13 protein-coding genes are annotated in these 12,579 nt (G+C 40.0%); 1 reads left to right on the forward strand and 12 read right to left on the reverse strand.

The window, feature by feature from the left end; all coding sequences use genetic code 11:
- Positions 1 to 10: 10 nt before the first annotated feature.
- The 12 genes from HCN_RS09250 to HCN_RS09305 all read right to left on the reverse strand — a co-directional run bounded on the left by HCN_RS09250 (position 11) and on the right by HCN_RS09305 (position 11,372).
- The gene (locus tag HCN_RS09250) at positions 11 to 592 is read right to left on the reverse strand and encodes a hypothetical protein (protein ID WP_014667331.1); all 582 of its coding nucleotides are present in this window, start codon (positions 590 to 592) and stop codon (positions 11 to 13) included.
- On the reverse strand, positions 585 to 1,133 hold the full coding sequence (locus tag HCN_RS09255; protein WP_002955817.1) for a hypothetical protein: 549 nt from the start codon (positions 1,131 to 1,133) through the stop codon (positions 585 to 587). Before HCN_RS09255 ends, HCN_RS09250 begins: the two co-directional genes overlap by 8 nt.
- Positions 1,134 to 1,136: 3 nt before the next feature.
- Positions 1,137 to 2,162, reverse strand: coding sequence for a hypothetical protein (locus HCN_RS09260; protein ID WP_041309558.1), 1,026 nt, complete (start codon positions 2,160 to 2,162; stop codon positions 1,137 to 1,139).
- Positions 2,163 to 2,261: 99 nt separating this feature from the next.
- Positions 2,262 to 2,912 (reverse strand): lysophospholipid acyltransferase family protein, encoded by a 651-nt coding sequence (locus HCN_RS09265; protein ID WP_014667333.1) that lies wholly within the window; start codon positions 2,910 to 2,912, stop codon positions 2,262 to 2,264.
- Positions 2,913 to 4,271, reverse strand: a complete 1,359-nt coding sequence (gene miaB / locus HCN_RS09270) for a tRNA (N6-isopentenyl adenosine(37)-C2)-methylthiotransferase MiaB (protein ID WP_015453847.1) — start codon at positions 4,269 to 4,271, stop codon at positions 2,913 to 2,915.
- A 32-nt stretch (positions 4,272 to 4,303) separates the two neighbouring features.
- Positions 4,304 to 4,555 (reverse strand): HP0268 family nuclease, encoded by a 252-nt coding sequence (locus HCN_RS09275; RefSeq protein ID WP_002955821.1) that lies wholly within the window; start codon positions 4,553 to 4,555, stop codon positions 4,304 to 4,306.
- A 150-nt stretch (positions 4,556 to 4,705) separates the two neighbouring features.
- Positions 4,706 to 7,192: a molybdopterin guanine dinucleotide-containing S/N-oxide reductase gene (locus HCN_RS09280; protein WP_002955822.1), complete on the reverse strand. Its 2,487-nt coding sequence runs from the start codon at positions 7,190 to 7,192 to the stop codon at positions 4,706 to 4,708.
- 10 nt (positions 7,193 to 7,202) lie between these two features.
- Positions 7,203 to 7,796 (reverse strand): heme-binding protein, encoded by a 594-nt coding sequence (locus HCN_RS09285; RefSeq protein ID WP_014667614.1) that lies wholly within the window; start codon positions 7,794 to 7,796, stop codon positions 7,203 to 7,205.
- A 157-nt stretch (positions 7,797 to 7,953) separates the two neighbouring features.
- Complete coding sequence (locus tag HCN_RS09290; RefSeq protein WP_014667334.1) at positions 7,954 to 8,790, reverse strand: MotE family protein; 837 nt, start codon at positions 8,788 to 8,790, stop codon at positions 7,954 to 7,956.
- Positions 8,787 to 9,230 (reverse strand): flagellar export protein FliJ, encoded by a 444-nt coding sequence (locus HCN_RS09295; RefSeq protein WP_002955825.1) that lies wholly within the window; start codon positions 9,228 to 9,230, stop codon positions 8,787 to 8,789. The genes HCN_RS09290 and HCN_RS09295 overlap by 4 nt, the downstream gene beginning before the upstream one ends.
- A gap of 5 nt (positions 9,231 to 9,235) precedes the next feature.
- Positions 9,236 to 10,480, reverse strand: a complete 1,245-nt coding sequence (locus tag HCN_RS09300; protein WP_014667335.1) for an adenylosuccinate synthase — start codon at positions 10,478 to 10,480, stop codon at positions 9,236 to 9,238.
- 34 nt (positions 10,481 to 10,514) lie between these two features.
- Positions 10,515 to 11,372, reverse strand: coding sequence for an ATP phosphoribosyltransferase regulatory subunit (locus tag HCN_RS09305; protein WP_014667615.1), 858 nt, complete (start codon positions 11,370 to 11,372; stop codon positions 10,515 to 10,517).
- A gap of 147 nt (positions 11,373 to 11,519) precedes the next feature.
- Here HCN_RS09305 and mnmA point away from each other — a divergent pair, with 147 nt between their 5' ends.
- The gene (gene mnmA, locus HCN_RS09310; RefSeq protein ID WP_002955828.1) at positions 11,520 to 12,560 is read left to right on the forward strand and encodes a tRNA 2-thiouridine(34) synthase MnmA; all 1,041 of its coding nucleotides are present in this window, start codon (positions 11,520 to 11,522) and stop codon (positions 12,558 to 12,560) included.
- Positions 12,561 to 12,579: the final 19 nt, after the last annotated feature.

Raw genomic sequence — 12,579 nt, forward strand, 5'->3', positions numbered from 1 at the left:
ATTCTAGATTCTAAGGCTTAAAGGAATCAAAGCGGAGATTATTATCAAGAATGATTTGATGTTCTTTGTAAGCGGAGTTTTTAAGGCTTATCATCATCACAAAATAGATTTGTTTGCTTTTTTCATCAAATTCCATTTTTAATGGCAACTCAACTTTTGCAAAATAAGGTATCGTATTTGTCCAAACAATAAACTCTTCAATACTTTGAACAGAATACGCATAACCCTTAACCTGATAGCGTGTATCAAAAATATCAAGCTCTTTTGTATTGCTGATAGCCTTAACTTCAAGGGCATTAAAATGTCCTTGCAAAAACTCTTGGAGCTTAAGCTCATCACCCTTATTATGAATGGCTGATAGGATATTGTAATTTTGCACCACAAGGGTTTTGAGCTGGGATTCTATAGCTTGATAGTCTTTGTTAATTTGATTAAAAGCAATTTTTGATTTTTTGGCCTCAAGGGCTTGTTTTTTATATTCTTCAATTTGTGGCAAAAGAAACTTAGCAATACCAAACACGCACACAGACACAAAAATCAAAAACCACACAAAGTTTTTTATTGCATAATCTGTGTTAAAGTCATTATTCATTACTCATATCCTTATCTTCCACATTGAGTGGTTTTAGGGCAGGGTGAGTTTTGCTCACTGATACAAAGTTAAACCACCCGCTTGTAAGAGGATAAAACTCTACCCTTGTTTGTGTGAAAACAGCTCTTAATGGGGCTTCAAGCAGGAATTTATACACTTCTTTTGATGGTGTTAAACCACGCATTGTTAGGGTATTGTAATTTAGCTCAAGGCTTCTTATTGTGATTTGATCAGGGATAAGCTTTAAAAGGTTTGACACACCATCTTTTAACGCCTGATTCTGTGCTTGAATCTCCGCCCCAAGCTTAATCTCATAGTCTAATCGCTCTATATAATCCTTTACAACAATTGCCTTTAACTTTACACTTTGAATATCTTGCTTAATACTTGCTTGCTCATTGATTTTGGCGACACTCTGCTTTTCAAGCACTTTTGCAAAAGCCAAAATACATATAAACGCCAATACACTATAAAAAATCCAAATTTTCGTATAGCGTTTAAGAATGCTCTTTGGTTTTGGCTGGATAAAACTATATGCCATTTTCTACCCTTGAGTGCCGCTAAGCTCGGCTTGTGCTAGGGCGATTAAGGCTTCTGGGATATTTAACGCCCTAACCTCAATATCAAGCATCAACGCATTACGCAAATGCTCAACAGCTTGTTTTGTAATGCCATAGGTATCTAAAATCACAATAGATTCTATAAATTGTGTGCTTGCATAAATGGGATTGCTATAAAACTCATTAATGGAGTTTTTTAGAATCTCAGCCGCATTTGAAGCACGAGCCAAGTCTCTTAAGCCCTCTAAGCGAGAGATTTCCATCTCTTGTTGCTCTTGCGTATCCACTTCTTGTGGAGCAAACTCTTTTCTAATAAGCTCCGCGTCCAAGTCCTCTAGCTCACCAATTTCATTCAGCTCATCAAGAGAGCCAAGGATAGAATCTAGACTGCTTATTTCCTGTAAAGAATGCACCTCAACCGCAGAGAGACTTTCATCTTCGCTTTGTTCTAGCTCCCCACCCATCATAAAAAAGCCACCAAAATATACACCCTTTTTATCCGCAACAAAAAGTGTAATACTCGCTCTCTCTTGTAAGACATAAAGTTTGAGTTTTGAACTTAGCCTTGTCTTAATATGCTCATACACAAGCACAAAAGGAGAAAAAAGATAATCTAGCCCTAACGCACGGATATACTTCACGCGATTTTCATCAACCGCAAGCTGTTGGATATAAAAAAGCCATTGATTTGACATTTCAACAATCCGTGAAGTTTTTGCATTTACGCCAAATTTGATTAAATCACCCTTTTTTGCACAATTTGCCAAGCCTTGATTGTAAGTCTTACTCATCGCACTAAGATAGGTAAAAGGATACCTACGCTTATAGCTTTTAATCAGCTTTGCCACCTCCATAGGTAGCTCTTTATCTACGATTTTATAATCCTTGCTTATGGTGCTTTTTATGCGTTTATTTTTCATCACAACAATCTTGAGTGAGCAGACTTTTGCGTCTAGATTCACGCCAATAAGCACGGTAGAAAAGAATGGTTTCAGTAGAAAATTTAACAACTTAGCAATCTCCGCAACATTTTAAACTCCACATTTTCAGGCTCACATTTTGAGTTATTGTAGCAAAACTTTAATGAAGTTTCCAAAATCAATAAGCATTTAGAGTTCCTTTTCTAAATGTGAAAGAAGCAAAGCCTTTGCATCATCTAGATTCATATCTCTTGGCACGACAAAACCATCTAGGGCATAAAAGTCAATCCTTGAAAATGGCTTTGGAATCTTAAACTTATCCCAAGTCTTTAACTCCCAATACCGACTATACACCACACGCATAGGAATAATGCGTTTTTGCGTCTTTTGGCTCATTGCTATTACGCCATCGCCTATGCTGTGATATGGTCCCTTTGGTCCATCAGGGGCGATACCTATATCGTAGCCATTTCTAAGCAATTTAAGAGAATCTATAAGCACTTTTAGCCCACCTCGCGTTGTTGAGCCACGCAAAGGCTTGAGCTTAAAATACTCGCATAAACTCACCATTAATTGTGCATCAAAATGATGGGAAGCAATAATGTAAAATCCTTTATCACGCCCCTGCTGCATTTGTTTTCTTAGCTTTTTATACAAAAATGGTAGCATACAAAATTCCCCGTGCCAAAATGCACCGATGATATTTTCACCACTTGTTTGTGGGCTAATAAAAAAGCGATGTCGGCTTAAAATATACAAAACCCACACAAGCACAAGCATCAACGGCGGAATAATTTTACCTAGAATCTTACGCTTTGTTTCGCGACTAATCACTGCCATTTATACACTTTTATATACATTTGCTTGCAAGGCTTGTTCCAAACTTAGCTCTCTTACAAACTCCCCATACAGCCCACCGCCATCATTATGGGTAACCTTGACTTGAATAATTGAGCCAATGGGGCATTTTCTGCCTAGGATCTTTATAAGTTTATTTTGACTGCTCCGCCCCTCACTCCAAGTCTGCCCCTCATCATCGCGGTGATTTTCAATCAGCACCTCATAGATTGAGCCAATTTCTTTTTGTGCCTTTTTTTGTAGAATCTGCTTATGGAGATTCTGTAATCGACTTAATCGCTCTTTAGCCACCTCTTGAGGCACAAGCATACTCTTATCATAGCTATACGCACTTGTATGCGGACGCGGAGAATACACAAAACTATAAAGCGTATCAAATTCAACGATTGATAGCACCTCCATTGTGTCTTCAAAGTCTTGTTCAGATTCAGTGGGGAAGCCTACAATAATATCCGTGCCAATGCCAACATTTGGGAGCAGGGACTTAAGCTTTGCAATTCTGTCTAAATACCACTGCTTATCATAGCCGCGTCTCATCATTTTTAGAATCTGGCTTGAACCACTCTGCAAAGGAATATGTATGCCTTTAGCAATTTTTGGATTCCTAGCAAATTCTTCCAAAAACTCATCGTCCATATGCAAGGGATGCGGTGAAGTAAAGCGGATTCTATATAGCCCTTCAATCTCGCTTAAAGTCGCTAAAAGCTCTGTGAAGTTTGTCTTTTTATGCGGGGTAGAAAACCTTACGCCATAATGATTGACATTCTGCCCTAGCAAAAGCAACTCCTTTGCCCCATTTGCCACAAGCTTTTTAGCTTCATTTACAAGCAAATCTATGGGAATTGAAATCTCCTTGCCACGCGTGAAAGGCACGATGCAATAGCTACATTTTTTATCGCAGCCTATTGAGATATTAAGATGAGCTTTAATCCCCATATCTTGTGATGAAGCAAACACATAAGTGCTATCATCATAGTCTATATCTACCTCCACAGCTTTTGGACGATCAAGCACCTGCGTGATTTTAGAGACATTCCTAGCCCCAAGCACAAAATCAACACTAGGAGCTTTCTTAATAATCTCTTCGCCCAAATGACTAGCCGTGCAGCCGCAGATTCCTATCTTTGCGCCAGATTTTTTCTCCTTAGCAAACTGCCCAATTTCCGAAAATAGCTTTTTTTCAGGCTTTTCACGCACAGAGCAGGTGTTAATAAGGATTAAATCCGCCTCTTTAGCATTATCAGTAAGTGTGTATTGCTTCTTTTCTTTCAATTCAGCAATGATATGTGCTGAATCTCGCTCATTCATCGCACAGCCCAAAGTTTGTATAAAAAGCTTCATAAACTTAGTCTTTGATATATAGATTCTAAAAATTACAAAATATGAAGCTCATAAATATAACTGCCCTCATCTAACGCATAACGCACTTCATTGAGATATGTGCTATGCCCCGCTTTTTGAAAAAATGCACACGCCTTTTGCATATCTTTATGGGAATTTTCCTTATCAAAATAAAAGATATTTTCCCCCTGCGTGAGTTTTTTAAGTATATCTTCACAGCTTATTTTCACCGCATTTGTCTTGTTTTTGGTATTGAGTGTGTTTTTAGCAAGTTTTAGCTCCATTTGCTCTCCTTTATGTAGATATTGCAGATAAACAAAGGGTCGCATTATAAGTCAAAATCACTCATTGCTTGCTTAATTTAAGATGATTCTATGAAACTTCACATAGAATCTAAGCATACGCTGCCAAGATTCTATATTTGAGAAGAGGATTTAAGCACCCTTTGGTGGAGTGAATACGCTTATTGGCTCAAGGCTACCTTCATATTTTTTGATATTCACAAGTCCTGTATGTGCGATATTACCATTAGCAAGAGCAGAGGTTGGCATATCTAAAGTCAAAACATTTGGTGAGCCATTTTTACATATACTGCCGACTTTACCCGGCTCTTGTGGGTCATACCACGCCCCTTCACACAAACGCACGACACCGGGCTTAATTGCATCAGTTACAAACGCCCCTGCTAAGACTTCGCCCCTTTGATTACTCACACTCACAATATCACCTGTTTTAATGCCTTTAGCCTGTGCGTCCTTTGGATTAATCCAAATAGGCTCTTTATCGCCAATAGCATACTCTTTACGCAGTGAAGTATTGGCAAGTTGAGAGTGCAATCTTAATGCTGGGTGAGAGGTAATAAGTGCAAATTCTGCTGGCTTATCCTTCATACCTAGCCATTCTATTGGCTCAAGCCAAGTGGGGTGTGCCGGGCAGTCTTTATACTCATATTTCTCAATCGTTTGAGAATAAATCTCAATCAAGCCAGAATCTGTCCCAAGCGGATTTAAAATTGGATCTTCTCTAAAGTCCGCATATCGCACAAATGCTTCAGATTCAGCTGGAATCTCAAACTGAAGTGGCTCATTTGCCTCCCAAAACTTTGCAAAATCAGGTAGTTCTAACAACAAGCCTTTTGATTGAGTGAGAGCTTGATTATAAAATTCCTCAAGCCACTGCATTTCGCTTTTATTCTCGCTAAACTTATCATACACGCCAAACGCCTTTGCTAAATCACAAAAGACCTTATAGTCATCTACGGCTCCAAACTGCTTCTCCACAAGCTGTTTCATCGGCACGATATGTAGGTTTGAGTAGTCCCCACTCATTGAGATATCATTGCGTTCATAGCTTGTGGTAATTGGCATAACAATATCGGCGTGTCGTGCTGTTGGCGTCCAATAAATCTCATTGACTACAATCGTCCTAGGTTTTTGCCACGCTTTAAGGAAAGTGTTTGTATCTTGATGATGCACGAGCGGATTCCCACCAGCCCAATAGATAAAATCAATATCTGTATAAGTGATTGTCTTGCCGTTGTGCTGTATGCTCTTGCCCGGATTCAGCAACGCATCGGCTATTCTCGCTAATGGGAAATTATTCTCACTGCCCTGCATAAGCCACTCTGCACCACCTTGACTGACATTACCAAGATTTATTCCGCCTACAACCGGAGCCGTAGCTGTAGGTGAGCCACCATTGCTGTAATGATAGGACAAGCCAAACCCACCACCGGGCAGCCCAATCTGCCCTATCATACACGCAAGTGTTACTAAAGCCCAGTGTGTTTGTTCGCCGTGATGAGCGCGTTGCATTCCCCAGCCAGACATTAGCATTGTGCGATTTTTGAAAAAGAGTTTGGCTAAAGATTCTATTTTTTGTGCTGAAATACCACAAATCTTAGACGCCCACGCAGAATCTTTGACTACACCATCACTCTTGCCCAAAAGATATTGACTAAACTTATCAAAGCCCTGCGTGTAGTTTTCAATAAACTCTTTATCATATTGATTTGTTTTTAGCATTGTATGCATAATGCCAAGCATTAGTGCCACATCAGTATTTGGCAAGGGAGCAATCCACTCCGCTCCCAAATAATCGCAAGTCATATTCCTTACAGGATCTATGCTAATGAGCGTTTTGTCTGATTTTTTAAGCTTTTCAAAAAAGTCAAGTCCCGTGCCTTCGTTCAAAGCCCAAGCATTTCGCAAAGTCGCCATAGGGTCAGCACCCCAGATAACAACCACTTGAGAATTATCTAGCACCATAGGATAAGAAGTTTGCTGCTCATACACCTCTATACTTCCCACGACATAAGGCATAATTACTTGCGATGCCCCGGTAGAATAATCTCCCGTTACGCCCACATAGCCACCTGCCATACCCATAAATCTTTGCAACAAGATTCTGGAATTGTGCAGATTCCCGCTACTTTTCCAGCCATATGACCCGGCAAACACACCCTCCTTGCCCTTTTGCTTGTAGGTTGCCTTAAGCTCTTTGGCAATGAGTGCAATAGCCTCATCATAGCTTACTCTCACCCACTCATCAGCTCCACGCAATTCCGGCTTTGGAGAGGCGGGATTTTCAAGGTAGGATTTTCGCACCATTGGATATTTGATACGCGTAGGTGTGTAAATTAAATCGGCAATCGTGCTATGTAAAGGGTTTGACACACTATTTTGCAAGGCATTGACACTAGAGATAACTTTGCCATCTTTAATCGTGGCTTTCAAAACACCCCAATGTGCACCCGTAATCACCTCTCCATCTAACACGAGATTTTCGCTAAATGCTTTTAGTCCAGATTCTACACTCGCCTTTTTGCTTGAATCATCACAGCCCACAAAAGGCACAAGAGCAAAGACTGCTAGTCCCTTCCCCATTGCTTGAAGTATTTGTCGTCTGCTAATATTACTCATCACGCCCTCCTTACTTATCTTTTGGCATATCTTTGGCATTTTTTTGCAAATATTGAGACACAAGGTATTCTTGGTTGCTATCATAGCCCACGCGACTTTTCATTGACTTTACAACGCTAGGCCACTGATTAGCATTAAACTCCTTTGGCGGGTGCAATGCGTGGCACACAGAGCAGTTTCCAAAAAGCTCTTGTGCTTCCTTATAGAGTGGCTCTACACTCTCTACCAAATCCGCATTTTCACTCCATAGCTCAACACTCGCTTTCACCCACTCTTGCTTACTTTCACTCTCTTTAAAAGACTTGGTAATCTTAAATTCCACATCTGCATTTTTAGAAAACCCAGCATTTAAGATTCTACGATTAGGGACAAAATATAAAGCCACTTGCTTATCAGCTTGTGCGTAGCCTTCAATCCTTAAAAGCACCTTATCACCCTTTTGCTCTAGCACTTCCACCTGAGCTGTTGGTAGCAGTCTTCCCACAACCTTATCACTCCCATCTTTGTAAAGGGATTTTACCTTAGAAGCATACTTCACATCACCCGCATACGAATACGCAAACGCCATACTTACAAGTATCATCGCTCTTGCAAATACTCTCATTTACCCTCCTTGACTTTTTGGTATTATTCACTTAAGGAATGTTTTGATTTTAGTCAAAGTTTATTAAAATCAACTGAAAAAGCGTTATTTTAAGGAGTGTTTCTTATGGGCTATGTAGCCTTTTGTATCGTGGAATTATCGTTATTTACAAAAAAGTCTATCGCTTATCTTGGGCTTGAGATTCTGTATTTTGTTCTTTATCAGCAGGGTTTTCATTGGTGGAAGAATCTTTAATGGAAGATTCATTGGTAGGATTTTCATTTGTAATAGAATCTTGCGTATCTTGTGTGGGCTCTTGGTCTAATTCTTGGCTTACTTCATTCTCTTGCAAATCTCCTGCCTGTGTAGAATCTTGTGAGCTAGAATCTTGGCTTGGCTTAGAATCACTTTTTTGTTTTAAGCGATTTGGTTCTACTTGGCGGATTTGTGATGTGATTTTAGCTGCTTTTTGAGTATCCATTTTGCCTAGAATTTTTGTCATATCTTTCACTTCCATTTGTGAGAGAATCTCCACCGCTTCAGATTCTGGCATATCAGCTAGAATAGCTGCTGCCTTGGCTTCTTTCAAACCTTTATAAGCTTTGACTATTTTATCATCTTTGACCTGTTTAATTTGGGCTAGAATCTCCTCATTTCGCGTGATTAAATCCTGCAATTCCTGCTCTTTTTGCTCTAATTCTTGGTTATTTTTCTCTTTCAAACTCGCTAATTCCGCCTTTGCCTTCTCTTGCTCTTCAGCAAAGATAACGATTTTCTCATCAATCTCTTTTTGCTTATCTTGGAGCTGTCGCTCTTTTTCATCAAGTAGCACTTGCGTAGCATTTTGCAATACTTGCAGGGCTTGTTGCCGCTCATCTATCTCATCAAGTTGAGTTTTTATCTCGTTTTTACGCGTTTCAAAAATAATACTACAATCAAGCAATTGCGAGTTTTCAGCAAAGCTCTGCACCCCCACACATAAGCACAATACACCATAGAAAAAAGAAGCCCTCATATCACTCTGCCTCCTATTGTCTTATCTCCAGCGTTATTATAAAGCATAAGTGCGATTTCATTGCTTTGAAACTTCTCTTGCATTTTTAGCTTTTGTAGCACAGAATCTTGCTCTTTTTTTTCCAAAAACTTTACCTTTTCATATTCAATATGCGATTTTTTATACTGCTCTTGCAAAAGGGCTTTATTTGCTTGTAAAGATTCTAACTCCGCACAATGCAAGGCGATATGGGCTAAAAGCATATTTTTTGTTTCTTCAAATGCCCTAAAAGCATAAAATGCCCCGCCACTTGGCATTTTAAGCCCTAAAAATTCTTCTTGCAACGCCGCTATTTGACTTTGCTTACTCGCGATTTTATTTTCATTTTGCATAATGCTACGCTCAATCCTTTGCATATCATTTTTGCGAAGATTCACAATCGCACCAAACTTTGTTTTCATTCTTCTCAAAGCCTAATAGTATCTTCTCGCTCAGCACTTGTAGAAATCATAGAGATTTTCACACCTATGAGCTTTTCAAGCTCTTTGATATAGATTTGTGCGTTTTTTGGTAGGGCGTTAAAATCGCGGATTCCACAAGTTTTGTCCCAGCCTTCAAACTCCCTGTAAATAGGCTTCACACATTCATAATCTGTTGGGATATAGCCTATCTCCCTGCCCTCATATTCATAGCCCACACAGACTTTGATACGCCTAAATCCATCAAGCACATCAAGCTTCATAATACTCAAACTCTCACAACCATTCAACGCACACGCATACCGCACCGCCACAGCATCAAACCATCCACATCGCCTAGCCCTGCCTGTTGTCGTGCCAAACTCGCCTCCAGATTCTCTTAGTCTCTCTCCTATCTCGCCTAGCTCTTCGGTTGGGAACACGCCATTGCCCACCCTTGTGCAGTATGCCTTGGCGATGCCAATAACCTTTTGTATATCTCGTGGGGCAAGTCCGCTACCACTACAAGCCCCTGCGGCAATGGTGCTAGAGCTTGTTACATACGGATATGTGCCGTGATCAATATCTAGCATACTGCCCTGCGCCCCCTCGCATAGAATCTTCTCGCCCCTTTTTTGTGCCTCCCATAAAAGCTGTGTCGTATCTGTGATAAAAGGCAGAATCTGCTCTCTTAAAGATTCTAAATGCGAAATCACATCTTCCACACTTGGTAGCTCCACACCATAGAGACTTTCAGCATATTTGGCTTGTTGATAGATAGATTCTATTTTTGCTTTTAAAATTCGAGGATGCTTTAAATCCATTAGTCGCACACCATTGCGTGAAACCTTATCGCCATAGCAAGGTCCTATGCCCTTGCCTGTCGTGCCAATGGCACTTGTATTTTTGCTCTTTTCTTTTGCTTTGTCTAAAATCTCGTGGTATGGCAGAATAATATGTGCCTTATCGCTAATAAACAATCGCCCCTGCAAATTCTCAAACGCACTCATCTCTTTTAACAACGCTTCAAGGTTAATCACAACGCCATTGCCGATGACATTTTTACATTGTGGATATAAGATTCCAGAGGGAAGTAAATGCAAAGCAATTTTTTTAGAATCCACCACGATTGTATGCCCTGCGTTATGTCCCCCTTGGTAACGCACCACATAGTCATACCCACTAGCTAATAAATCAACAATCTTTCCCTTGCCCTCATCGCCCCACTGAATCCCCACAATCAAATCAGCCATCTTTAATCTCCTTAAAAAAATAGAATCTCACAATTTACGCTAAAAGGCTTTCAACCACTTCATCAGTATATATCGCAAAGCCACACGAGCTTACACTCTCTACCCCATCTTCAAAGACACTATATTTGCCCCCCTGAAGCAAAGTCGCATTCCCTAAAAACATTCTAAAAAATAAATCCCCATAATATGAGCTAGGCGCATACGCAAGGGGAGAGAAAATGCTATTTTCATACTCGCAATAACTCGCACACTCTAGTAGTCTTTCAAGCTCCCCTTTTAAAAACACAGGTGAATCTGCTATGGCTTTAATCAAATCCTGCTTAGTCTTTACACGCGTGAGATTAGCAATATATGAAGGCATTTGCAAAAGTTGCTCCACATTATTTGAAGCAAAGACTTCAAGATTCACACCACTATGTTTAGCACATAAAAGCGGAATCTTCATATTTGAGATTTGTAAAAATGGCTTTAACCCAAGCTCGGCTAAGATTCCAATACCTAGGCACATTACCGGCGATAGACTTTCTCCGCCTAAATGCTCCGCTCCAATTTGATGAATTTCAGTCGTAGGATAGCTAAATACCGGCTGGATATAAAACCACTTCTTATGCTCACTGCTACGCGTTATCCGCTTCGTAACAATACGCATAGCATCAAGTGTCGTATCATACCTTAGCCCAATTTGATGATTGCTTTCACTGCTTAGCCGCACAAGCTCACGATTAAAAATATCGCCCTGATGTTCTAAAAAGCTAAAAGTTGGCGTTACAATCTCTTTATAATCATTCTCATAAAACGCCCTAATCGCACAAGATTCTATATCTCGTTTTAGCTTTGCTGCGGTATCAAAATATAACTTGCTCCCTTGCGGTAGCTCGTGCTCTAAAATCACTTTTACACACTCCTACTTTCATCTAAAATCGCTATAGCTTACACAAAAGGCTGGATTATAGCATAAATATCGTTTTATGCGATTTACATAACTTTTACTTGCAAATGCTATACTCGCCATTCTTCTAATAAACACAAAGGGTTTTCAATGAAAAAAGTAGCATTGCTTATGAGCGGGGGTGTAGATAGCTCTTATTGTGCACATTTGCTTTTATCTCAAGGGTATGAAGTCATAGGGCTATATCTCAAACTCCACGATAAAGAAAAAAAACATAAAATTTACATTAAAAATTGCGAACAAGTCGCTAGTCAGCTTGGAATCCGCTTTGAAGTGCTAGATTTGCGTGAGGAATTTAAAAAGAATGTCTATGACGCATTTGTGAAATCCTACAAAGCAGGGCAGACGCCAAATCCCTGTGCAGTGTGTAATCCGCTAATGAAATTTGGCTTAGGGTTACAAAAGGCTGATGAGTTAGGTTGCGACTTTATCGCTACGGGGCATTACGCACAGATTAAAGAGATAAATGGCATTAAACGCATAGCAAAAGCACTTGATGATACAAAAGACCAAAGCTATTTTCTCTACGCCCTGCCACAAAGTGCGATAGATAGAATCATCTTTCCACTTGGGACATTTACAAAAGAAGAGGTAAAAAAAACCGCCCTTAAACTCCTGCCTTTCCTTGGGACATTAGAGACTTATAAAGAATCTCAAGAGATTTGCTTTGTAGAAGATAGCTATATTGATATTTTAAAACTCCACGAAAAGGTGGATATGGAAGGTATTGTGCGGGATAGCAATGGTAAGGCGGTTGGCACACATAAGGGCTATATGCACTACACTATCGGCAAACGCAAGGGCTTTAGCGTCTTTGGCTCACACGAGCCGCATTATGTCAAAGCGATTAACCCACAAAAGAATGAAATCATTGTCGGCACAAAAGAAGAGCTTACCATAGATTCTATACAAGCCCTCAATAAAAGCCTCCCACAAGCCTTTGATGGCGGAGTGTATGATATAAAGGTGCGGTATCGCAGTGAGCCTTTAAAAGCAGAAATCAACATACAAGGCGAATATATCCACGCAAAATTACTAGAATCTGCCTATGGCGTGGCTCAAGGACAAGCCTTGGTGCTTTATCAAGATGACTGCGTTTTGGGTGGAGGCGTCATCACTCAAGCGAACTAAGAGGTTTGATAATCCGTGT

The sequence above is a fragment of the Helicobacter cinaedi PAGU611 genome (assembly GCF_000284635.1).
GTDB lineage: Bacteria > Campylobacterota > Campylobacteria > Campylobacterales > Helicobacteraceae > Helicobacter_C > Helicobacter_C cinaedi.